This is a genomic window from Kitasatospora sp. NPDC058965, assembly GCF_042741245.1.
Classification (GTDB): domain Bacteria; phylum Actinomycetota; class Actinomycetes; order Streptomycetales; family Streptomycetaceae; genus Kitasatospora.
This window is the reverse complement of record NZ_JBHYKG010000003.1, coordinates 1-22,270: the sequence shown is the minus strand read 5'-3', so window position 1 is coordinate 22,270 and position 22,270 is coordinate 1. Positions and strand designations below refer to the sequence as shown.

At 71.0% G+C, this 22,270-nt stretch carries 23 protein-coding genes; 13 read left to right on the top strand and 10 right to left on the bottom strand.

Features of this window, described 5'->3' with window-relative positions:
• Positions 1 to 20: 20 nt before the first annotated feature.
• A complete protein-coding gene (locus tag ACFW1A_RS01105) occupies positions 21 to 797 on the bottom strand; it encodes an HAD family hydrolase (RefSeq protein ID WP_380401930.1) in 777 nt (258 codons plus the stop codon).
• Between the two features lie 101 nt (positions 798 to 898).
• On the opposite strand from ACFW1A_RS01105, the gene ACFW1A_RS01100 reads away from it, so the two are divergent.
• The 8 genes from ACFW1A_RS01100 to ACFW1A_RS01065 are packed head-to-tail and all read left to right on the top strand — an operon-like array spanning position 899 to position 8,019.
• Positions 899 to 1,774: a glycosyltransferase gene (locus ACFW1A_RS01100; RefSeq protein WP_380401927.1), complete on the top strand. Its 876-nt coding sequence runs from the start codon at positions 899 to 901 to the stop codon at positions 1,772 to 1,774.
• Positions 1,771 to 2,052, top strand: a complete 282-nt coding sequence (locus tag ACFW1A_RS01095; protein ID WP_380401924.1) for an acyl carrier protein — start codon at positions 1,771 to 1,773, stop codon at positions 2,050 to 2,052. The genes ACFW1A_RS01100 and ACFW1A_RS01095 overlap by 4 nt, the downstream gene beginning before the upstream one ends.
• A complete protein-coding gene (locus tag ACFW1A_RS01090; RefSeq protein ID WP_380401921.1) occupies positions 2,049 to 3,197 on the top strand; it encodes an acyl-CoA dehydrogenase family protein in 1,149 nt (382 codons plus the stop codon). Before ACFW1A_RS01095 ends, ACFW1A_RS01090 begins: the two co-directional genes overlap by 4 nt.
• The gene (locus tag ACFW1A_RS01085; protein WP_380401913.1) at positions 3,194 to 4,117 is read left to right on the top strand and encodes a hypothetical protein; all 924 of its coding nucleotides are present in this window, start codon (positions 3,194 to 3,196) and stop codon (positions 4,115 to 4,117) included. Before ACFW1A_RS01090 ends, ACFW1A_RS01085 begins: the two co-directional genes overlap by 4 nt.
• Positions 4,114 to 5,490: a condensation domain-containing protein gene (locus tag ACFW1A_RS01080; RefSeq protein ID WP_380401910.1), complete on the top strand. Its 1,377-nt coding sequence runs from the start codon at positions 4,114 to 4,116 to the stop codon at positions 5,488 to 5,490. Before ACFW1A_RS01085 ends, ACFW1A_RS01080 begins: the two co-directional genes overlap by 4 nt.
• Positions 5,478 to 6,455 carry an ATP-binding cassette domain-containing protein gene (locus ACFW1A_RS01075; protein ID WP_380401907.1) on the top strand — a complete coding sequence of 326 codons (978 nt, stop codon included), beginning with the start codon at positions 5,478 to 5,480 and terminating at the stop codon, positions 6,453 to 6,455. Before ACFW1A_RS01080 ends, ACFW1A_RS01075 begins: the two co-directional genes overlap by 13 nt.
• On the top strand, positions 6,452 to 7,246 hold the full coding sequence (locus tag ACFW1A_RS01070; protein WP_380401904.1) for an ABC transporter permease: 795 nt from the start codon (positions 6,452 to 6,454) through the stop codon (positions 7,244 to 7,246). Before ACFW1A_RS01075 ends, ACFW1A_RS01070 begins: the two co-directional genes overlap by 4 nt.
• A gap of 2 nt (positions 7,247 to 7,248) precedes the next feature.
• Positions 7,249 to 8,019, top strand: a complete 771-nt coding sequence (locus ACFW1A_RS01065) for an ABC transporter permease (protein WP_380401901.1) — start codon at positions 7,249 to 7,251, stop codon at positions 8,017 to 8,019.
• A 155-nt stretch (positions 8,020 to 8,174) separates the two neighbouring features.
• On the opposite strand, the gene ACFW1A_RS01060 is transcribed toward ACFW1A_RS01065, so the two are convergent.
• The gene (locus ACFW1A_RS01060) at positions 8,175 to 11,819 is read right to left on the bottom strand and encodes a DUF4132 domain-containing protein (protein WP_380401898.1); all 3,645 of its coding nucleotides are present in this window, start codon (positions 11,817 to 11,819) and stop codon (positions 8,175 to 8,177) included.
• Between the two features lie 560 nt (positions 11,820 to 12,379).
• Here ACFW1A_RS01060 and ACFW1A_RS01055 point away from each other — a divergent pair.
• The 4 genes from ACFW1A_RS01055 (at position 12,380) to ACFW1A_RS01040 (ending at position 15,682) form a co-directional block, all read left to right on the top strand.
• Positions 12,380 to 12,946, top strand: a complete 567-nt coding sequence (locus tag ACFW1A_RS01055) for a hypothetical protein (RefSeq protein WP_380401895.1) — start codon at positions 12,380 to 12,382, stop codon at positions 12,944 to 12,946.
• A 4-nt stretch (positions 12,947 to 12,950) separates the two neighbouring features.
• Complete coding sequence (locus ACFW1A_RS01050; RefSeq protein WP_380401892.1) at positions 12,951 to 13,982, top strand: peptidase; 1,032 nt, start codon at positions 12,951 to 12,953, stop codon at positions 13,980 to 13,982.
• Positions 13,983 to 14,337: 355 nt separating this feature from the next.
• Entirely contained in the window at positions 14,338 to 15,009 is a 672-nt protein-coding gene (locus ACFW1A_RS01045) for a hypothetical protein (RefSeq protein WP_380401889.1), read from the top strand.
• Positions 15,010 to 15,475: 466 nt separating this feature from the next.
• Positions 15,476 to 15,682: a hypothetical protein gene (locus ACFW1A_RS01040; protein ID WP_380401887.1), complete on the top strand. Its 207-nt coding sequence runs from the start codon at positions 15,476 to 15,478 to the stop codon at positions 15,680 to 15,682.
• Between the two features lie 234 nt (positions 15,683 to 15,916).
• Here ACFW1A_RS01040 and ACFW1A_RS01035 read toward each other — a convergent pair whose 3' ends face one another.
• The 8 genes from ACFW1A_RS01035 to ACFW1A_RS01000 form a co-directional block, all read right to left on the bottom strand.
• Complete coding sequence (locus tag ACFW1A_RS01035; protein ID WP_380401884.1) at positions 15,917 to 16,387, bottom strand: hypothetical protein; 471 nt, start codon at positions 16,385 to 16,387, stop codon at positions 15,917 to 15,919.
• 80 nt (positions 16,388 to 16,467) lie between these two features.
• Positions 16,468 to 17,355, bottom strand: a complete 888-nt coding sequence (locus tag ACFW1A_RS01030; protein WP_380401880.1) for a JmjC domain-containing protein — start codon at positions 17,353 to 17,355, stop codon at positions 16,468 to 16,470.
• A 93-nt stretch (positions 17,356 to 17,448) separates the two neighbouring features.
• A complete protein-coding gene (locus tag ACFW1A_RS01025; RefSeq protein WP_380401877.1) occupies positions 17,449 to 17,703 on the bottom strand; it encodes a DUF397 domain-containing protein in 255 nt (84 codons plus the stop codon).
• Positions 17,704 to 17,765: 62 nt separating this feature from the next.
• Positions 17,766 to 17,924, bottom strand: coding sequence for a hypothetical protein (locus ACFW1A_RS01020; RefSeq protein WP_380401874.1), 159 nt, complete (start codon positions 17,922 to 17,924; stop codon positions 17,766 to 17,768).
• Positions 17,925 to 18,199: 275 nt separating this feature from the next.
• On the bottom strand, positions 18,200 to 19,048 hold the full coding sequence (locus ACFW1A_RS01015) for a helix-turn-helix domain-containing protein (RefSeq protein WP_380401871.1): 849 nt from the start codon (positions 19,046 to 19,048) through the stop codon (positions 18,200 to 18,202).
• Between the two features lie 39 nt (positions 19,049 to 19,087).
• Positions 19,088 to 19,606 carry a DUF6879 family protein gene (locus ACFW1A_RS01010; RefSeq protein ID WP_380401868.1) on the bottom strand — a complete coding sequence of 173 codons (519 nt, stop codon included), beginning with the start codon at positions 19,604 to 19,606 and terminating at the stop codon, positions 19,088 to 19,090.
• Positions 19,581 to 19,820 (bottom strand): hypothetical protein, encoded by a 240-nt coding sequence (locus ACFW1A_RS01005; protein WP_380401865.1) that lies wholly within the window; start codon positions 19,818 to 19,820, stop codon positions 19,581 to 19,583. The genes ACFW1A_RS01010 and ACFW1A_RS01005 overlap by 26 nt, the downstream gene beginning before the upstream one ends.
• Before the next feature lie 460 nt (positions 19,821 to 20,280).
• Positions 20,281 to 21,087 carry an exodeoxyribonuclease III gene (locus ACFW1A_RS01000; RefSeq protein WP_380401862.1) on the bottom strand — a complete coding sequence of 269 codons (807 nt, stop codon included), beginning with the start codon at positions 21,085 to 21,087 and terminating at the stop codon, positions 20,281 to 20,283.
• 344 nt (positions 21,088 to 21,431) lie between these two features.
• Here ACFW1A_RS01000 and ACFW1A_RS00995 point away from each other — a divergent pair, with 344 nt between their 5' ends.
• A complete protein-coding gene (locus ACFW1A_RS00995; RefSeq protein WP_380401860.1) occupies positions 21,432 to 22,205 on the top strand; it encodes a GntR family transcriptional regulator in 774 nt (257 codons plus the stop codon).
• Positions 22,206 to 22,270 lie beyond the last annotated feature (65 nt).

The following is a 22,270-nucleotide window of genomic DNA, read 5'->3' as shown; positions in this document are numbered from 1 at the left end:
GCGGGCGACGGAAGCGGCGGTCAGCGGGCGGCGCACCGGCAGTACAGGTCGACGCCGGTGAGGTCCGGATGATGTCGGACTGTCTCCGCGCGGACCTGGCAGGTGTCGGGGTCGCACAGGTGCAGGGCCGGCCAGCCGCCGGTGGCGGCCAGCCGCAGGTCGGTCGACGCGCTGTCGCCGATGACCAGGCAGACCTGTCGGCCCGCGGCGTCAAGTCGGGACCGGACGGCCTCGGCGAACGCCGAATCGGCTTTGGCGCAGCCCAATTCGCCCGAGACGAAAACCTCGGCGAAGCGGTCGGCGAGGCCGGAGGCGAGCAACTTGCGGCGCTGGTGCGGTCGGCAGCCGTCGGTGGTCAGCCAGAGTTCGTGCCGCTCCCGCAGCCGGTCGAGCTGGGCCGGGACGCCGGGGAGCGGGCGGAGCAGGTCCGACCGGCGGGTGCGGAACTCGGCCGCGGCCCGGGTGGCGAGCCGGTCGGTGCCGGTCAGAGCGGTGAGTGCCGCGGCCCACGCCGACCGGCCGTGCTGACCAATCATGTCGACTGCGGACCGGGGGAGTTCGAGTTCCTGCGGGTCGATCCACAGGGCCTCCCAGGAGCTCAGCCGGGCGGTCTCGGGACTGCCTCGCCAGGGGTTCGCACGCCAGACCTCCCGGGTCGCCGCGAAGACCGCGTCGACAGCCTCCGGCCCGTCCGGGACGCCGAGGTGGCGCAGCGTGTCGCCGATCGCGGCGCGCGCGGCCGGGACGTCCGGGATCAGAGTGTCGTCCAGGTCGATCAGCAGGACGCGGTCCAGCATCAGTGCTCCGGGTTCGAGGGCGCTCCGAAGTGCGCCGTACCAGTGTGCTTCGCCGCCGTCGACGAATTTCGCCGTACCCGACCGAACGAGGTGGAGAGGAAATGTCAGAACGGCCGATGTGCACGGTCATTGTGCCGACCTACAATCGGGCCGACCTGCTGGAGCATACCCTGTTCTCGCTCGCCCGACAGTCGGTCCCGACATCGGATTTCGAAGTGATCGTGGTGGACGACGGCTCGACGGATTCCACGCCGGAAGTGGCGGCGCGCTACGCGTCGCGGCTCGGTCTGCGCTATTTCCGGCAGGCCGACGAGGGATACCGGGTGGCGGCGGCGCGGAATGTCGGGATATCCCACGCGCGGTCGGAGGTCTGCGTCTTCCTCGACTCCGGTGTGCTGGCCCACTCCCGGCTGCTGGCCGCCCACCTGGCCAGCCACGCCGTGGACCCGGACGCCGCCGTCTGCGGGTACGTGCACGGGCTGAGCTTCGACGACCACGGCGCGGACGCGATCCGCGCGATCGGCGACCCCGGTCGGCCGGACCAGACCATCGCCGGGATGGCGGCCGACCCGGCCTGGGCCGATCCGCGCGAGGCCTTCTACGCCAAGCACACCGACGAGTTCGGCGGGCTGCCGGCGCCCTGGGTGGTGTTCTGGACCTGCAACGTCTCGGCGCGCACCGAGCGGCTGCGCGCCGTCGGCCGGTTCGACGAGGCCTACCGGTCCTGGGGCGCGGAGGACATCGACCTCGGCTACCGGCTGCACCGTGCGGGCACCCGGTTCGTGCTGAACCGGGCGGCGGCCTCGGTGCACTGGCCGCACCCCAAGGACCGGGCGGCCAACACCGAGTCGGTCATGGCGAACTACCGGTACTTCGCGGCGGCGTACGACGACCCCGCGGTGCGGTTGGTGGGCCGGGTGCGGCTCTTCGACCTCAACGACGCATTGATGTCCAGGACTGCGAGGCAGCTGCCATGACCGAGGAAATCAGAAGAATCGTCTCCGGTGTTCCCAAAATCGGGGAGTTCATCGCGACGATGGCGGACGACGCCGACCTGTGGGACGCCGGAATGGAATCCATGGCGAGCGTCCAGCTGATGATGCAGTTGGAGGACCATTTCGGCGTGGAAATCCCGGAGGAGAAACTGACCAGGGAGACCTTCTCCAGTATTCGCGCCATCGAGGCGGTGCTGACGGAACTGCTGCACGCGCCGGAGCGGAGCGGGCAGCACGCGGGGAAGACCGTGGCCCCGTGACCGGGGCCGCTGGCATCCTCGCCCCGGAGTTGGAGGACCTGCTCGCCGTGGTCGCCGAGCAGGCCGCCGCCGCGGCGGCGGACGTCGACCGGAACGCCCGCTTCCCCGCGGAGGCCGTCCGGGCGCTGCGCGAGACGGGGCTGATCACGGCGATCGCCCCGCGCGAGCTCGGCGGCCTCGGCCTCGGCCTGCCGGCCCTGGTGCGGGTCGCCGAGCAGCTGGCCCGCAGGTGTGGCTCCACGGCGATGATCTGGGCCATGCACCAGACTCAACTGGCTTGCCTGGTACGCCATCACCCGCGATCCGCGGTGCTGCCCGAGGCGGTGGCCGAGGGCTGGCTGATCGCTTCCGTCACCAGCGAGCGCGGGGTCGGCGGTGATCTGCGCAGCAGCCGCACCAGCCTGCTCGACGGGGCGGCGGGCGGTCTGACCCTGGAGAAGGCGGGCACCACGGTCTCCTACGGGGCCGATGCCGACGCCTACCTGGTCACGGCCCGCCGCTCGGCCGACGCGCAGAGCGGCAGCCAGGTCGCCGTGCTGGTGACCCGGGAGCAGGTCGAGCTGGAGCAGCAGGGGAGTTGGGACGTCCTCGGGATGCGGGGCACCTGCAGTGCGGCCTTCCGGCTGCGGGCCGCATTCGGGGCGGACCAGGTCCTGCCGGTGCCGTTCCGGACGGTGGCCGCCGCAACCATGGTCCCGGTCTCGCACCTGCTGTGGGCCGGTGTGTGGACCGGGCTCGCGGCCGAAGCGGTGCGTCGGGCGGCCGGCGCGGCCAGGCTCCGCGCGGGCACCGACCCCGCCGCCGAGGTTCCCGAACTCGGGCGGGCCCACGCGAAGTTGCTGGGCCTGCGGGGCCAACTCGGCGCGGCGGTGCAGGCCGTCGAGCCGGCGTACGAGGCCGGGCGCGAACCGACGCTCGGCCTGGGCGCGCAGCTGAACGCGCTGAAGGTCGCGGCCTCCGAAGGGGTCCTGGAGATCGCCCAACTCGCCCTGCAGATCTGCGGCATGGCCGGCTTCGCCGAGCACGGTCGGCACTCGGTCGCGCGGATCCTGCGCGACGCGCACTCCGCACCGCTGATGATCGGCAACGGCCGACTGCTCGCGGCCAACGCCCGAACGGTCCTGCTGTCCCGGGGGGAACGATGATCGTCGCACCGGACCCGGCCCGTCCGGGGGAAGGGCTGAGCATGGCGGCCGATCCGGCGCTGCGAGCGCCCGGGGTGGCGCTGGTGGGGGCCGAGGGGACGCGGGTCCTGGACGGTCTGCGGGCTGGTCTGGCCGCCGCGTTCGGGGGCAGCGAGGACCACTTCCTGGCCCCGCCGGTGATCGCCAGGGCGGTGTCCGAACGGGCCGGCTACCCGAACGCGTTCCCGCACCTGCTCGGCACCGTGCACGGCACGGAGGACGACGGGCCCACCGACCTGGTGCTCACCTCCGCGGCCTGTCACCACGTGTATCCGCTGCTCGCCGGCACCGTGCTCGGCGGCGAGCGGCAGTTCGGCGTGGAGGCCGTCTGCTTCCGGGCCGAGGCCACCGCCGAGACCGGGCGGCTGCGCTCGTTCCGGATGTACGAGGTGGTCCGGTTCGGCGCACCCGAAGAGGTGCAGCGTTGGCGCGACCGGGCGCTGGAGTCCGCCGTCGAGTGGGTCGGCGGGCTCGGTCTCACCGTCGAGGTGGTGGCGGCCAACGACCCGTTCTTCGGGCGGCCCGGTCGGCTGCTGGCGGCGGTGCAGCGCTCGGAGGAACTCAAGTGGGAGCTCCTGGCACCGGTCGACGATCGGCAGGTGCAGGCGATCGCCTCGGCGAACGGCCACAAGGACCACTTCGGCGCGGCGTTCGGTCTCGCGCTGGCGGACGGGTCGCCGGCGCACAGCGCCTGTGTCGCGTTCGGCCTCGACCGGGTGGTACTCGCGCTGCGCCACCGCCACGGCGAACGGACCGGGGACTGGCCGGCCCACGTCCGGCAGGCCCTGGCGCTCGGACCGCGCCCGGAGCGGACCGGCGGCGCGGCATCGACCAGCAGGGGCGCGCAGCGCGCCGGGGAGAAGGGGAGGACGAGCCGATGACCGACGACGACGGCGTCCCGCTGACGTTCGGTCAGTTGTCCGTGTGGCGGATCACCGACCGCTGGCCGATCGCTCGCCGGCCGGAGACCTACCTGGGCACCGTGGTTCCGGTGCCGGCCGGGTGCACGCCGGAGCTGCTGCAGGTGGCACTGCGCGTGCTCTGCGAGCGGCACGAGTCGCTGCGCACCCACTTCGTGGACACGCCGCGGGGGCCGGTCCAGCTGGTCCGGCCGGCCGAGGACCGGGTGCGGGTCGCCACCGTCGAGCTGCCCGGGGCGGACGAGGCGGCCGCGCTGGCCGCGGGCCGCGCGGAGGCCGCCGAACCGATCGACCGGGCGGTGGACTTCGGGCGGCGCTTCACCGTGGTGACCGACGGCAGCCGCCCGCGGTTCGTCGTGCTGGTCTGCGACCACATCGTCGCCGACGGCTTCGCGCACCGCCGGATGAGCGCCGAACTGACGGTACTGATGGGCGGGGTGGACCCGGACGGCGACCGCTGGCTGGCGCAGACCCCGTCCCAGCCGCGCGCACTCGCGCTGTTCCAGCAGTCGGAGGCCCATCGGCCGCGCCGGGACGCGGCCCGCCGCCACTGGGCCGGCCTGCTGGCGGCGCTGGACCCGGCGATCTTCCCGCTGCCGGACCACGGCGACCGGGACCCGGGCCGGATCGAGGCCGTGCTGAGCTCTCCCGGCGCGCGCTCGGCACTCGCCGCCGCGGCGCGCCGCCTCTCGGTGTCCGCCCACGGCGTGCTGGCCGCGCTGACCGCGGTGGCGCTGGCCGTGCTGACCGGGACGCCGCACGTGGTGCTCACGCTCCAGTCGAGCAACCGCTTCCAACCGCCCTGGCTCGACATGGTCAGCTCGATGAACCAGTACGCCCCGCTGCACCTGGACCTCGCCGCGCGGCCCGACGGCTTCGACGCGTTCGCCGCGGCCGTCCAGTCCGGGGCGCTGCGCGCCTACCGGTTCGGCGCCTACGACCTCGACGAAGTCACCGCGCTGGTCCGGGCCGAGCGCGGCATCGAGCTCGGCTTCGACCACTTCTACAACTTCATGGCGGCGGACGTCACGACGGCCCCGCCGTACCGCCCGGCCGAGGCCGCGCCCGGGCGGGTGGTCGCCACCCGCCCCAACCGGCAGGTCGGTCCGCGCTTCGACCTGAAGGTGCACGGCGGCCCCGACCTGCGGCTGGTCGTCCGGGCCGACCCGCGACTGCTGCCGGAGGCGCGGTTGGCGGCGCTGCTCGGCTGGTTCGACCAGGAGCTGCGGCGCCTCGCCGTCGACGCCGTGGTCGGCACGGCCGCCCAGTACGAGAGATGTGAGCGCGCGCTCGCGCGCCGGGACCCGGAGGAGGTAGTCGGATGGAGGACCTGAGGTCCGTCGCCGCGATCGAGATCGACGACCTGTCACGCACTTTCCAGGAGCCGCAGGGTCGGGTGCGACGTGCCGTCGACGGCCTTTCGCTGCGTGTCGACCAGGGCGAGATGGTGGGGCTGTTGGGGCCGAACGGCGCCGGCAAGACCAGCACCGCGAAGATCCTGATGACGGTGCTGCTGCCGAGCTCCGGGCACGCCCGCGTGCTCGGCCACGACGTGGTCGCCTCGACGCAGGCCGTGCGGCGCTCGATCGGCGTCATCCTGGGCGGCGACGCGGGCCTGTACCCGCGGCTGTCGGCCCGGGACAACCTGCTGCTGTTCGCCGACCTGTACGGCATCCCGTACCGCGAGCAGAAGCGCCGGATACCCGAACTGCTCGACACCGTGGGCCTCCTGGGGCGGGAGCGGAAGCGGGTGGAGACCTACTCGCGGGGCATGAAGCAGCGGTTGCACATCGCCCGCGGCCTGCTGCACGACCCCAGGGTGGTCATCCTCGACGAGCCGAGCAACGGCATCGACCCGGTGGGCGCACGGGAGCTGCGGGCCCTGGTCCGCGACCTGGTGCACCAGCAGGGCCGGACGGTGCTGCTCACCACGCACTACATGTTCGAGGCCGAGGAACTCTGCAGCCGGGTAGCGGTGATGCGCGACGGCCGCAAGATCGCCGAGGGTACCCCCGAGGCGCTGAAGAAGCAGACCGACGGCCAGGTCGTGCTGACGGTGCGTCTGAACGGCGCGGACCACAGTGACGTGCAGCGGGTCCGGGCGCTGCCCGGCGTCCGCTCGGCGACCCTGACCGAGCTGGGCGCCGGCCAGTCCCTCGACATCCACAGCGGACAGGCCGCGGACGTCACCGCCGCTGTGCTGGCCGAACTGCGTGAGCTGGAGATCCGCGAGGTGTCGAAGCGCGAACCCACGCTGGAGGACGCGTACGTCGCCCTCATCTCGGGGGACGGCCGGTGAGCGCGGCGGAGCGGTTCCGCTCGGGCGTCGGGTTCGTGCTGCGCTCCTGGCGCCTGGAGCTGTGGCAGCTCACCCGCAGCCGGCTGTACCTCTTCCAGGCCATCCTGCTCCCGCTGATCTTCGCCTCGCTGGCCTTCTACATGTTCGGCGCCTCGGCCCGCCGCACGCCGCCCGTCGACGTGGCGCTGAGCGCCGCGCTGATGGGCATGTGGTCGTCGACGCTGCTCGGATCCGGCAACGCGATCAACCGACTGCGCTGGATCCAGATGCTCGAACCCCTGGTCGCCAGCCCCCGGTCGACGTTCGTCATCACGCTGCCGTTCGCCGTCGCCACCGCCTCGCTGGGGGTGTACGGGCTGGTGACGACCCTGCTCTGGAGCGGCCTGGTGTTCGGCATGCCGCTGCACATCGCCGACCCGGGCCTGTTCGTGGCGGCGGTCGGTGCGACGGTGCTCGGCCTGGGCATGCTCGGGCTGCTGATGGCCTCCGCGTTCATCCTGTACCCGACCGCGCAGTCGCTGGCCAACTTCTTCGAGTACCCCGTCTGGATGCTCAGCGGCATGCTCGTCCCCGTCTCCGCGCTGCCCGACGCGGTCCGGCCCGTCTCCGCTGTCCTCGCCCCCACCTGGGGGGTCCGCGCCCTGGAGGGCGCGGCGGCCGGAAGTCCCGGCACCGGCCCGGCGGTGGGCATGTGCCTGCTGCTCTCGGCGGTCTACCTCGCGATCACGCTGCTCCTACAGAAGAGGTTCGAATGGCTGGCACGGTCCAGCGGCACACTGGCGCTGCAGTGACGATGCGACTGTTCTTCGTGGCCGGGTGGCGCTCCCACCTGGCACTGTTCCGCTGGCTGCGGCCGTCCGCGTTCATCCCCACGGTGCTGGGTGCCCCCGTGGTCCAACTGGTCTGGTTCGTGCACCTCGGCCGCTACCTGGGCAGCTACCCGCCCGAGTACTACGTCGTCGGCAACGCCCTCAACGCGTGCGCCATGGCGGGCCTGTTCGCCCCCGCCATGTCGATCCAGGGCGAACGGGTCTGCGGCACCCTCGGCGCCGTCCTCGCCACCCCGGCGAACCGCGCCGTGATGTTCGGAGGCCGGATCGGGCCGGCGGTCCTGATGGGGGCCTTCACCTCCGCGGTGATGCTGACCGTGGGCACGGCGCTCGGCTGGCTGCACCTCCCACTCCGGGCCCTGCCCCCGCTGGCCCTGGCGGTCCTGGTCACCGCCCTGTCCTGCAGCGCCTGCGGACTGCTGATCGGCGCGATCGGCCTGCGCACCCGGGAGGCCATCTTCGCCGCGAACGTCGTCCTCTATTCGATGCTGCTGCTCTGCGGGGTGAACATCCCGCTCGACCGCCTGCCCGGCTGGCTCGCCGCGATCGGCCGCCTGATGCCGATGTCCCAGGGCATCGAGGCGGCCCGCAACGCACTCGCCGGCCACGGCGACGTGCTCGGCCTGCTGGCCGTGGAAACCCTGAAGGCGCTGGCGATCCTGCTGCTCACCCTGCTCGTCCTGCGCACGCTGGAGCAGCTCAGCCGCCGGAACGCGTCCCTCGACGACGCCTGACGGCCCCGGCACCGCGCACAGGAGTGCGGGTCACCGTCGGCACGGGCGCCGGCTGCTCGGCCACGTGCGTGCCGAGCGGCTGCGCCGGCGGGAGACGGTGCGGGGCCGGCATGGATGCGGCCTCCCGGGGTGGTGGTCGAGTGGGTGGCGGAGTGTCACAGTGTGGTCAGTTCGGTGAGGTCGGCGATCACCTCGGAGGCGATCACCGGGTCGAGCTCGGCGAAGGTCGGGAAGGTGCGGTTGCGGGTCCAGTAGTCTCCCGGGCGCCTGTCGAGCCACACCGTTTCCACCCGCTGCTCGGGGTAGGCGTCGAACATACCGACGGCGATGCCCTCCTCCGGGGCGATCACCACGTAGAGATCGGGCCCGACCCGGCGGGACAGCCAGCGCTCGACGCCGTTGTCCAGGGGCTCGCCGCGCCGCCAGCCGCGCTGTTCCAGGCCGACCAGCCGGACCGTGGGCAGCACCGGACCGTTCTCGAAGCGGGTCAGGCGGTGGCCCACCCGCTCCTCGTTGGTCAGCGTGTACGTGGGGCGGCCGAGCTGACGGAACGGCTGCAGGATCTCGTAGTCGGCGAACAGCTCCGACCAGTCGGCGAGGCCGTCGCCGAGCAGGAGCGGGTGCGCCAGCCGGACACAGGCCGTGGCCGGCAGTGCGAACGCCTCGTCCCGGACGTCCGCCAGGGTGCGGTCCTCGGCGACGCGGAACGCCGTTACCCCGCCGTCCGTCTCGGACAACCACACCAGGCGGCGGACCAGGTGCCACAGCAGCGGATGCCCGACGAAGAGCTGGTAGAACTCCTCCGCCGTCCACGACCGCCGGGTGACCATCGCCTCCTCCAGGCGCCGGATCTTGTCCCCCGCCACCGTGCGGACGTCCTTCTTGAGCGCGGCGAAGCGCTGGCGTTCGGCGGGCGCCAGCTCGGCGTCATCCCGCGCCCCCGGGGCGGGCAGGTCCTTGCGGCGGGCGCCGGCCGCATCCAGCACGTACGGCTTGAGGTATTCGTCGAAGCCGACCGTGAACGTCCGGGCGCCGTAGTCGATGACGGTGGTCCCGTCGGCGTCCAGCCCGAAGTCCGGGACGAGGCGGTCGGACAGCTGCTCCCCGGTCAGGCCCAGACCTGCCGCCACCTCGGAGATCTTCTCCTGGGCGCGGGTCTTGAGCGCCTTGAACTTCACCCGCTGTGCGATGCCGTGCAGGTGCAGTAGGGCCGTGTCGGTGCCGATGGCTGCCAGCACCTCCAGGCCGTCCACCGCCCGGTGGTGTGCCCCCTCGCCCGGCCAGGCGCGGAGCACCGGCGTCAGCCGGCGGACCGTCTCGTCGTCACCGAAGCGGCCGAGCACGTGCAGCGCCCACCCGTCCTGGGCCGGCATGCCGACCAGCCGCCACTGCTCGAACACCGCCCAGCAGAACTCCGTCAACGACCGCGGCTCGCACAGCCGGGTCACCTCGTCGAGGCCCGGGTAGAACGCCCCGGGCGCGGACAGCGCGAGCATGGTGAGCACGTGCCGCACCGCCTCGGCAGGAAGGGCGCCCTCACCGCCGCGCAGCAGCAGCTGCGGCAGCATCACCGGCTCTGCCCAATCGCAGACCGGGGGCAGCTTCACCGGGAGCGCGGTCACCAGCGGGTCGGCCGACAGCAGAGCGCCCACGGCCTCCTCCGCCGTTGGCCCGTACTCGGCGGCCACCGCGCGAACTGCCGACGCGCCGTGCGCCTCGGCGACCACCCGCAGGGCCTGCTCGGCGCCGAGCCGGGCCGCCCCGGCCTTCCCGAGCGCGGCGGGCACCAGCAGCCGGGCCGCGTCCACGCCGTGCCGGACGAACCAGGAACGCGCAGTGCTCCCAGCCGACTTGAGGCGAACCAGCCAGTCCACCATGGTCTCGGCCACCCGGGCGTCCAGGTACGGAAGCAGCAGGGGCGCGTGCGTGGCCGGGTTCCCCACCGCGGCGGCCCGGATCGGTTCGACGGCGTCCGTCCCGAATCGGGCGGCGATCCGGCGCAGGGAGTCCCCGGAGTGCCAGATGCGCTCACCGACGCGCCAATGTGCGAGCAGGGGCCGGGCCAACTCCTCGTCGCCGTAGACGAACAGCGCGAGCTCGGCGTGCTGTTCGCCGCGCAGCCGCGCGCCCTCGGGCTGCCCGACCCTGGCCCGGATCGTGGCCGCGACCTGCTGCCAGTCCTCGTCCGACCAGCTCGTGTACCAGGACTCGGAGGTCGCCGCCCACGCCTCGCGCTCGCCCGGCAGCCACCGCATCTGCGGTTCGCGAGGCGCGCTGAGGTCGGTCAGCACGCGGGGCTTGCCGGCGGAGCGCGGCCGCGTCCACGGCGGGCTGGTGAACAGCTCCGGCAGCGAGCCGGGGCCGACCTCCGGCACCCGCTCGCCGAGGTTGGTGAGCGGCTCCACCAGGGCCGCCTGCTCCAGCGTCAGCTCCGGCAGCAGTTCGCGCGCGGTCGCGCAGTGGACGGCGACGTGGCCGGTGAGGAGCTGCCGGGCGAGCTGCTGCGCGGCCGGGTCGGTGGAGGCCGCCGCAGCCTCGGCGAGCAGGCGCAGGGCACGCCGGGGGAAGCGGCGCATACCGGCCAGGAGGGCCGCGCGGGTGGACTTGATGCCGTCCTGCTGGGCCAGCAGCCCCCTGAAGCCCTCGTCGGAGGGGAGCTCGGCGAGCGCGTCCAGGATCCGCTTCTTGCCGTCCTTGTGGTGGTAGCTGGTGGTCAGGTCATGCAGCATCACCGGTGCTGCGTCGCCGCCGAGGCCCTCTGCCACGGTCGCGATGATCTCGGTGGACCAACCGTCATAGCCCAGACTCGGCAGCGGGGGGAGCTTCTCCAGCGGCTCCGCCGAGGAGAGCGAGCACAGCGCCATCGACCACTCGACGGCGGCCAGACGGGGGCCCGACGCGACGCACTCCTCGACCCAGGCGGTCTCTGACGGCACCAGGTACGCCGCCACCACCAGGCGGGTCAGGCTGTTCCGGCAACCCGCCAGGGCCTCGACCGCCGCGCGGTGGGTCTCCTCGTCGCAGTCCGCCAGCAGCGACCGGACTCGGTCCGCGGCGGGCCGGTACCCGCCGTGCCTCTGGTTGGCCCCGCGCCGGACGCGGGGGTGGACGGACCTCTGGTGGATCCAGTCGGTCTCGACAGCCGTCGTGAACAGCTCGACGGTGGCCCTGGCCGCGAACGGCAGGCCGAACTCCTTCACCCAGGCATCCACGGCCAGGCTGATCCTGCTCTCGCCCGAGTACGCGTACACGGCGGCGAGCACCGCCGCCCCGAGCGGGTCCCGGCTGCCGGACTGGTGGGCGCGGGCGGCCGCGACCAGCTCCGGGTCACTGCGTTCCGAGGCGAGCGTCTGCTCCAGCCAGTCCTCCATCTGCCGCAGCCCGTCGCGGTACGAGGTCACCGGGCCCTTCCCCGGCGCGGACGGCTTCCGGGGAATGCCGCCCCGGCGCGGGATCAGCGCCCGACGCCAGGCGTCCGGCATGACGAAGACGTCCTCGTCCTCGGGACCGGAGGCCTCGGCCGTGGGTGCGGACCGGACGGGCCGTGCCACGAGCACCGGATCTGCCGCTGTACCCGGCCCCGTGCTCACCCCCGCACAGATCTCGCGGTAGCCCTTGCGTTCCTTCTCGGTGACCACCTTGGCGAAGTGCGCCTGCGCCTCCTCCACGGTCGGGAACGCCTTGACCTGCTCCCGCCCGTCCGTGCCGGACCGCCCGTACCGCACGGTCACCGCGACACCGTCGACCGCAGCCTCCCAGAACTTGTCCGAGCTGCCCTCGACGAACTCCCAGCGCCGCACGGCCCCGCCCCTCTCCTCGCACTGATGATCAGGAGACGAACGTTAACGAGTCCCACCGACAAGTCCCCGGCCGATCGCCCCCCGCTGCTCACCTCCCCGCCGAAGTCACCGTGCGCCGGCGCTGCGTGCCTCGGCGAGCGGCGTACACGCCCTGGACGTATTGCTGGCTGCGCCCGTCACCGGCGGGTCGAAGTGGGGAGCCAGGGGCTGGCAGGGAGCTCCTGAGGTCCTTGATCACTCCCGTGACGAGACGCACTTGGCCTTCGGGGGGGCACGGCTCTGCGAAGGCCCGTGCGTACGCCGGCCGCCCGATCGTGACTCTGACAAACCGACGCGTTCCCGGAGGAGGAACTGACTTCCACTCAGAGAATGGCGATCACCGCGTAGCGTGACCCGAGTGCGGGTCCGCCGTCGGACACACCGTCAGACGGTCCGAAGGTGCTGGCGAGGCGAGCCGGGCTTCGCCCCGGCTGGGATGTCGCCATTCGTGTGGCGCAACGCGGCGCGCGTCGGCTTGTGTGAACAGGTCGCACCGGATTGTCTGGGTCGCGTCTATCGGCATGTCCGCCATCAGCCAGAACGTCCTCCGGCGGGCCATTCCAGGAGGAATCATGCGTACACGAAGCCTGTCTGTCGCGGCCGCAGCCGCCGTTCTCGCCCTGGTCCAGCCAGGCATCGCCGCCGCGAACGGCGACCCCAGCACCACGGTCACGTTCACCGTCACGACCGGCGCGCTGTCGCTGTCGGTACCGGCCAGCGCCACCCTCGGCTCGGGAGCGCCCGGCACCACGATCAGCGCACCGATCGGCGCCTGTACCGTCACCGACGACCGCGCCCTCCTCTCGGCCTCCTGGACGGTGACCGCGGCGGAGACGGACTTCGCGAACGGACAGTCGACCATTCCGGCCGCCCATGCCACCTACTCGGTCGGGACGGTGACGACGACCGGCACCATCACCGCCACCACGACGAACGTGACGCTGACCAACTCCGCGCAGACGGTGCTCACCGGGAGCGCCGGTGTCGGAGACAACACCGCGAGCTGGGACCCGACAATCGCCGTGAACGTGCCCGTCAGCGCCATCGGCGGAACCTACACCGGAACGCTGACCCAGTCCGTTGCCTGACGGAGTGAAGGGTGTGCGCCGGTACTGGGCCCTGCTGCTGATGCTGGCCTTCGTGCAGGCCGCCGGGGTGGTGCCGGCGGCGGCGGGGGAGGCATCCGGGGCACCCTCTCCCCAGGGCGCGGCTGCGGGCAGGAGCATCGCCATCAAGCTTCTCGACGCTCCGGAGAACCGCCGTGCCGATCCCAGGGCGCATGCCTACATCGTCGACCACCTCGCACCCGGCTCGACCATCGAGCGGCGGGTGGAGATCACCAACGAGTCGTCCACGCCGATGCACGTCGACGTCTACGCCGCGGCAGCCACCATCGCGAAGGGTGAGTTCACCTTCGCGCCGGAGCACACCCCCAACGAGCTGACCGGCTGGACGTCGTTCGATGCGACGGACCTCGAGCTGGCGGCCTCCGAAACGGCGCGGGTGAGCACCACCATCCGAGTGCCCGGGGACGCCGCCGCCGGGGAGCGGTACGGCGTCATCTGGGCACAGACGAGCGCCCCCACGGATCGCTCGCACACCGTGACGGTGCTGGGCCGGGTGGGCGTCCGCATGTACGTCGACGTCGGTCGCGGTGACGAGCCACCCTCGGACTTCACGATCGAACGGCTCTATCCGGCCCGAGCCGGCGACGGGCGTGGAGAGGTCCGCGCCCGGATCCACAACACGGGGGGTCGCGCCCTGGACATCAGCGGGACGCTGTCCCTCCTCTCCGGGCCGGCCGGACAGCACGCCGGACCGTTCTCGACCGCCAAGACGGGCGCCACGCTGGCTCCGGGCGACAGCGGGGAGGTGGTGGTCCCACTGGACGCAACGCTGCCGAACGGCCCCTGGGCCGGGGAGCTCACGCTCAGAAGCGGCCTGGTCCAGCACAGCACCCGGGCCACCATCACCCTCCCGTCGACTCCCGGCAGCGTCGGAGCGGACGCCGCGTCGGCCGCACTGCAAGGGGACTTCCCCTCCTCGGTGGTCGCGTGGGTGTCAGCCCTCGCCCTCGCCGCTCTCTGCCTTCTGCTCTCCAGGTTCCTCCGGCGCCGTCGATGACGACTCCGACCATGACGACTCCGACCGTGACCTGCTTCCGCAGCCGGCTGATCTGCTCCGTGGGCGACGTATGACGGTCCTCGTCGAGCGCGTCACCGCTCCTTCTGTGCCGGCGCCGTCCTCGCCGGCGCGCCGACGTCGGCACACCTCTCGCCCGCCCCCGGCCTTGTGGATGCTTAAAGTAATGAACATGTCACGATGAGTATCCACAGCTTGTTCTCGACGGTTGGAAGCGGAGATGTCGGTGTTCAGACGCGGGAGAGGGCGGGCCGGAGCGAGCCGCGGCGCGGGAGGTGCGGGCGGTGTGTTCCGATCCCGGCTGAGGGTGCGGGCCCGGAGGGCGGGGGCGGTCACGTTGGCCGGGCTGGCGGTCCTGGCGATCGTCCTGGCCACGGCCTGGACCGCGACGGTTCAACCCACGTACGTCGCCCACGCCGGCGGCGCGACGACGCCGGTGATCGAGCCTTTCGCCGCCATCGGCTTCGCCGAACCCCTGGGCACCACTGGCCCCGGCGGTACTGCCAGAGCCAGCAATATCGGCAGCGCCAGCCTCACGTTCACGGTCGTCCCAGTCGGCCTGACCATCGCCAAGAGTCACACGGACCCGTTCATCAAGGGCGAGGACGGCGTGTACACCATCACTGTGGGTAACCGCGCGACCGCCAGCCCGACCAATGGCACCACGGTCACCGTCCACGACCTCCTCCCCGAAGGTCTTCGGGCCGACAGGATCAGCGGCGCGGGATGGAACTGCATTCGGGCCACCCTCACCTGTACGCGCAGCGACATCCTGCCCGCTGGTCACAGCTACCCACCCATCACCCTGAACGTCGATGTCTCCTGCCACGCCCGCGAGCGGGTCATCAACACCGCCACCGTCACCGGAGGGGGTGACGGCACCACCAACACCGCCACCGACCCCACCACGATCAAGCGCCACGGGCATGACGACGAGGGGCATGACGATGACGGGCACAACGGCCACGGCGGGGGGCACGACCACTGCGACGGCCACGACCACTGGTAGCACTCAACCCACCTGGCCGTAGGGGAGGGTCGTGGAGGCCCTCCGTCGCTGCGGCGGACCTCCACCACCTCCGACCCAACTCCCAACTCCCCACTCCCCACCCCGACACCGGCACCGCTCCGGAGGGCGACCCCTACGGCAACAGCCTCTTCCCGTCGGCCGAAGGCTGAAGCCTGCTGCAGAAGGCCGTAAAAGGCCGTAAGCGGTCAGGCCGGCGTCCTGGCCCGGTGGCCCGTCAAGTCGGCTGCGAGCGTGCGCTCGTGTCGTCTCGACAGCCAGTGGACGGTGCCGGGCTGGCACCGGTAGATGCGCTGTCCATGCGCGGGATCACGCAGCAAACAGGGGGACGCCCGACACCCTGGCCGGGCGCGGTTCCTACTACACCAATGCCCACCCGAACGCCGTCGCCCTCTCTGCCGACGGGGGATACCTCGCAGCGGGGACCCGGGCGGGCGGCCAGGGCACCGTGGTCTACCCGCTCGGGGCCGCTGAGCCGGTGCGGCGGATCGACCTGGGGAGCGACCAGACGCTGGAGGACCAGGGGCTGGCCTGGTCCGCGGACGACGGTCTGCTGTTCGCGGTGACGCACGGTCCCGGGAGCGGCACGCCGATGCTGCACGTCGTCCAGGATCCGACCAGGACATCCGGCCGACCGGGGCTCGGGGGAAGGTAGGCATCCGGCGGTGCCGGCGGTTGGTCACCCGTGGACCGTCAAGCAGTGGCGTGCTCCAGAGGATCCAGGAGTGGGCCAAGGCCAACTGGTGCCCGGAGATGAGGGACAGCGGGCCGACCCCGGCCGCCGTGCGCGAGAAGTACAACGCGGGGCACAGCTGAGCAGCAGAGACAACAGAGTCCCCCGTCGGCCAGGAGAGGTGCCGGCTGGCGGGGGCCTTTTTGCGTTCTCCGACTATCGGCCTGGTGGCTGAGGACAGGGCATCGGTTCTGCGTCATCCTGCCAGTGGTAAGGGCACGGAACGACCGTGACGTGCACCTTGTACATGCTCCCCGGCTCCGGGTGCCACCAGGACCAGACGGTAGACCGCCCGTGCGACAGCACCACTTCGTGGTACTCCCGAGTGTTGTCCGGGTCAGCGTGGTACACCCGAGGTGCTTGCTTGTCCCATTGCTCCCGCATCCAGTCGGTGGCCTCCTTGGCCGAGGTGAAGGTGCCGGCCAGCTGATGCGGCTTGAGTAGGCGGTGCCGGACAGCCTCCGGGGGAAGCTCCGAAGCCATGAACTCCGGCCTGCCGGGGTTTCGATTGATCTGCTGCTTGTAGCTCTCAAGAAGGGCGCCTTGGCCGCCCCACAGGAAGCCGTGGAAGTGCAGCCCCGGGACGGGGTCACCTTTCAGGTGCTCGAGCCAGTTGATCGGTTCCACGGGACGTCAACAGCACCTTTCGAAAGGGGAGTTGGCGAATGTTCGGGGCCTGTCGCAGTCAGGAGGTACGACGCGCCGCATCAGGCCGGCGGGAAGGCCGAGCGGCGCACGGCCGCAGTCAGCTCGCCCAGGTCGGCCTTGGCGAGTGCACCGACCAGATACGCGCGCATCTCTTCCACGACGTCACCCGGCTGGGCCAACACGGCCGGCGCGAGTCCGGCGCGCATCTCGGGATCAGCGAGGGCCTGGCGAAGGATGCGGTTGGCGACCTCGGCGGCAACCCACTGTGCGGTGCGCTCTTGCAGCGCGATGGTGAGGTGGAGAGAGGGCTCGTCTCCCACCGCGTGAGGAGAGTGGATGTATCCGCGAGGCAACCAGAAGACGTCGCCCGGGTTCAGCGTGTAGGTCTCAGCTGGTGGAGTGAACTCCAAGTAGTGACGCTCCTCCGCAGTGAATCCGCGTGAGGAGAAGTTGCCGTACTCCTGCACGGGGTTCTCCACGAACGGCGGGTGCAGCGGCCAAGCCTTCTGGCCGTGGAGCTGGACGATCAGGGTGATGTACCGGTCGTAGTGATACCTGAGCCCGTGGCCGCCGGCCGGGGTGTAGTACCCGTTCACGTGAACCTGGTAGCCAGTCTGCAGGGCCAGCGACTTCGCCAGGTCGGAGATGACGGGCTTCATCTTCTCCAGGCCCCGAAGGGACAGGGTCCCGTTCTCGTCCAGGTGCCGGCGAACGCACCCGGGCCGGGGCATGTCGCCGTGCTCGTAGTGGCGGGGGTCCACCGCTGTGCCGCCCCTGAGCAAGATGATGCTCTTCATGGGCAGCGTGTCCGAGTCGATCCAGGAGTCCACCTCCTCCCGAGTGAGCAACGGCCGGAAGCGGTCCGGGTCATGAGGGTAGAGCTTGGGTGCGGTCGGGCAGGCCCTGAGGACTTCTGCCGGATCTCCCAGTAGCAAAGACAGGCTCATTGGGGCTCCATGATCAGAGATGGCCGGTACGCTACGAGCAGTGGGCCGCCCCCGCCTGAATCGGGGACGGCCCACGCTGTGCTCTCCAGGCCGTCAGGCGACGGCGGCGGTGGTGGTGTCCGCACCGAACATGGCGAGGATCTGCTTGGCGCCGGTCACCAGTTCGGCCTTGGTGTAGTGGAGGACCGTGCTGTCGTCGCCCAACTTGGTGTCGCCCATCGCGTAGCCGGCGCCGCCGGTCAGCGGGGCGATCATCATGCAGTCCTCGGCCGAGCCGTCGTTGTCCGAGGCTCCGCCGCACAGGGCCGTGAAAGGCCCCGCGATCTTGGCCTTGTACAGGTCGGACATAGTTGTTCCACCTCTCGTTGGTGGGGACCCGTGCCGGTTGGTACGGGAGTCTTGAGGGCACGTCAGTGCCAGATCCGAGAGTCCGGGATGCGCTCCGGCCACAGCTGGGCCCGAAGACGCTGCATCGTCGGGGATTCCTTGGCAGGCTCCAGGGCTTCCGAGCCGGTGGGCGACTCGGAGCTGTCGCTCTCGTCAGGTTCGCCGGGCTCGACCTGGATCATGTGAGGAGCCCTAGCCATGGTTGCGGGCTTTCGACGGGTGGCGGCATGTGAGCCGGTGAACTACTCGGGCTCGCTTGATGGCAATCGCGACAGCCGGCAGGTTCAGCGGGATCGCGGGCGGTCCTTCTCCGGTCGGCCGTAGCCACGTTCCGCTGCGCCGTGCCGCTCTGACTCATCGGGTCCTCCTCTGTCAGCCGCCGCTGTGGGGCGATGAGTTAGACCGTAAGGAGACCGCTACGGAGAGGGCCACGTTCGTGCGAGTTCTTGCGAGTGCGTCACCCAAGAGTGTTGATCGCCGATGCTATCAACGTACGAGCATCGGGCCCGTAGATCGCCAGCCCCGCCAGTTCGGCGAACGTTTTGGAGTACATCGACACCTCTTGGGGCTGGGTCAGCCGCAGGTGCCCGCTTACTAGCTCGACGGAAGTTTGCTCGTCGTCGAACATGTAGAAGTCTTCGGCCGGTGAGCGTGTGCGATCTGGCCGAAGCGGGATGACTCCGAGGCTGACACCGGGAAGCGTGCTCACAGTGATGAGGTGCCCAAGCTGGCCGACCATCGCCTCAGCGTCGCAAACTGACGCACGTAAAACGCTCTCCTCCACCACCAGAGCGAAGGTCTTGTTGCCGGAGAACAGCATCGCCTGCCGTTCCATCCGTGCATCAACGGCCGCCGAGACATCATCGACAGTCCCACGTGAACGCTGTACGGCCTGAAGCACCGCCGTTGTGTACGCCCGGGTCTGAACCATCCCGGGGACCACTCGGCTGGCGTAGACCCTGAAGCGGTGTGTTCGCTGGTACAGGGAAAGCACCGACTCCTGTGCTTGGCGCAGGCCGGCCTTCTCCAGGCGTCGCCACTCCACGTACATGGATTCGGCATCCCGCGAGGCGGCGATGAGCCTGTCCGCCTGGTCCTCGGCGCCGCAAGCTTTGCACCAAGCTCGAATGTCTGAGTCGGACGGGCCTGCCTTCCCGTCCTGGATGCGCGCGGTCTTGGAGTCGTGCCAACCACATCGGACCGACAACTCGTGTCCGGAGATCCCTGCGTCTCTTCGAAGGTCTCTGAGTCGTTCGGCGAGGGCCTTGCGAGCGGCGATGACGCTGGACGAGGGGGTGTAGGACATGAGTTGTCGATCCGGCTGCGGCTGCTCTTCCTGGGGTGGTCAGACCTTGTAGTGCTGGTGGTCGGTCGCACGTTCCCATACCGCTTCGAAGGCATCAGCGCAGAGCTTCGCGGCGGCCGGGTCCTCCGTGAGTTCTCCTCCGAGCGAGTCCCCGTCGCCGGAGAAGTGCCCCCACCTGACGAGCTTGCTGTCGAACAACCAGAAGTCGTTGCCCGGGAGTGACAGGCTCGAAGCCTTCCGTCGAGGAAGCCAACGGACCTGCTCACCAGCGGCAACGTTGGGGAAGGTCACGTCGTACTCGTAGCGGATGTACTCACTGACCGGCTCGGAGACGATACGGGCGCGTCGGATGACCACACCGCGACTGGTCGCCTCTGCGATCACGTCCAGCCATGGGCGCCACCAGGACTGCCGGTTCTCCGGGTCGAGGCGGCGGCCACTGCGCCACGCAAGGAGTCCTGGGTCGTCCTGCATGTAGCCGTCGCGCATCTCCAGATGAACGGCTGAGCGCTGGGCGGCCCTCAGTAGCTCATCAATCCTCGTCCCGCTCTGCGACATCCAGCGCCTCCCTCAACACCCGTGCCAATCGCGCGGGGACTCGCACTACCGTCTCGTGCTCAGGGATCTTGCCATCGGCGCGGCACTGCTCCTCGGTCTCCAGACTGGTCTTCCAGCCCTGGATCACGAGATCCCTGGTCTCGTCGTCCACCCACACCGTCGGCGAGTCGCCGTCGGGAGAGTCAGGGTCCTTCCCGATGAACCGTAGCGACACGTGGACCTCCTGCACTCGTAGGTTGCGAGATCTTGCTGGGCAGCTGCATCACCCATCGTGGCGCGTGCATCAACAGTCTGTCAGGAGCTTCGGGAAGTTGAGGTACGCACGGGCGCTCTCTGTCCTGGCGCCCAGTCGCAGAAGGACGGGCAAGAGAGGCTCGCTGCGTTCCGGCGGCCCACGCTCTCCATGCAGCCCGAACCGGTGTTTGAGTCTGACGGCGTTGATCAGCTCGGCACTGTCGAGTTCCTACTCAGGGATCGGCTTGGCCAGGCGCCGGGTTGGAGGTCCACGCTGCACGGTGAAGTCACCCTGCTCTGCGGGGCCCATAGCTGCACACGATCGAGGGGCGGTCCCATGCAGACCGCCCCTGACCCGTCGCCCGCCCGCTGCACTCCCCACTCCCAGGCCGCTGACCAGCGGGAATGGAGAAGTCCTGCTGGAGTACTGGTGCCCCGCGTCAGGCCTTGAGGTCGTAAGCCACCGTCACCGGCGCGTGGTCCGACCAGCGCTCCGCGTGCGTAGCCGCCCGCTCGACCTTGCTCCACAGTGCCCGCTCCGCCAGCCCCGGCGTTGTGAGCTGCATGTCGATCCGCCAGCCCGCGTCGTTGTCGAAGGCGCGGCCGCGGTAGGACCACCAGGAGTAGGGGCCGGCCTGGTCGGGGTGGTGGCGGCGGACGACGTCGACGTAGCCGGCTTCGGTGAGGACGCGGGTGAGCCAGGCGCGTTCCTCGGGGAGGAAGCCGGCGGCCTTCTGGTTGCTCTTCCAGTTCTTCAGGTCGGCCTCCTGGTGGGCGATGTTCCAGTCGCCGCAGACGACCACCTCGCGGCCGGCCTCCGCGGCGCGGGAGCGCAGGGAGGTGAGGTGGGTGAAGAACTCGGCCATGAACCGTTCCTTCTCGTCCTGGCGATCGGTGCCGACTTCGCCGGAGGGGAGGTAGAGGCTGGCGACGGTCAGGCCCGGAAGGTCGATTTCGAGATATCTGCCCGAATTGTCGAATTCATCCGATCCGAATCCGATCCGGTGCTCGCTCGGCTCGGTGCGGGAGAGCACCGCGACGCCGGCCCGGCCCTTCGCCGCGGCCGGCGCCCAGTAGGCGTGCCAGCCGGTCAACTCGGTGATCTCGCGAGGGAGTTGGGCGTGATCAGCGCGAACCTCCTGGAGGCAGAGGACATCCGCCTCGGTGGTCTGCAGCCACTCCACGAAGCCCTTCTTCGCGGCGGCCCGAATCCCGTTCACATTCACAGTCGTTACCACGGTAGTCACCCCGGCAGCCTACCCGCCGGGTCCGACGCTCCCGGGCAGCCGCGCTGGTCAGCGGGGGTGGGGGAGGGGAGGGGGTGGCCGGGGGTGCGGGGGCGGTCCGTGGATGAACGTGGGACTGCGTGATGTCGCGGCCAGGTCAAGCCTTGCCATTGGTCTTGACCATCTCCCCGGGAACCACCTAGGGTCACTTACTGCAAAGACCTTTAATAAAGAAGGACGGATAAAGCCCGCCCCCTCACCTGGCAGTACCTGTCAGTAGGGAAAGGGCGGGCCCGGACTTTCTGCGAGAGCAGCCGGCAGCCGTCCCACAGCGGCCGCCATTGCGGCCCAGGGTGGAGGACACGGTGGGGACAGCTCAGCTCACGGCGGTACCGGAGCCGAAGTACTGGCATCTGCGCACGGTCCTGCTGCGCGCCATCGACTCGGAGTTCGCCACCGGCGAGGTGATCCCGAACGAGCGCGACCTCTCCGCCCGCTTCGGCGTCGCCCGGGCGACCCTGCGTCAGGCGCTGGACCAGCTGGAACTGGAGGGCCGCCTGGTCCGCCGGCGCGGCATCGGCACCCTGGTCGCGGCCCCGCGGGTCGGCGTCCCGGTCAGCCGGCGCGAGGAGGGGTGGCCCGGCGGCGGCCCCGAGCAGAGCTGGCAGACGGTCGACTGCGCGATCGCCCCGGCGACCGAGCAGTTGGCGGCGGCGCTGAACGTGCCGGTCGGCGAGACGGTGTACACGGTGCGCCGGGTCCGGCTGAACCAGGGCCAGACCGTGGCCACCGAGTCGCTGCACGTGCCGGACTCCGCGCTGGCCTCGCTGCCCGAGATCCGCAGCGCCGGCAGCGGCGCCGACGAGGGCCGCGCGGTGCTGCGCCGGCTGGAGCGGCTGACCGTGGACGGCGAGTCCCGTGCCGTCGAGCTGGGCGTGGCCGAGGCCGACGAGGCCGCGCTGCTGCAGCGCCCGCCGGGCACCCCGGTGCTGGTGGTGACCACCCAGTTCGCGTCCGGCGGCAAGCTCGCCGCGCTGGCGGTGGCCACCTACCGCGCCGACACCTGCCGGCTGACCTTCGGTGAGACCGGGCTGGTCGAGGTCACCCCGGTGGCCGGGACGGTCCGCACCGCGTCCTGACAGGACGAGCGAGAACGAGCGACAACGAGCGAGAACCGCGAGAGGCCCGCCCCGGAGAACGGGGC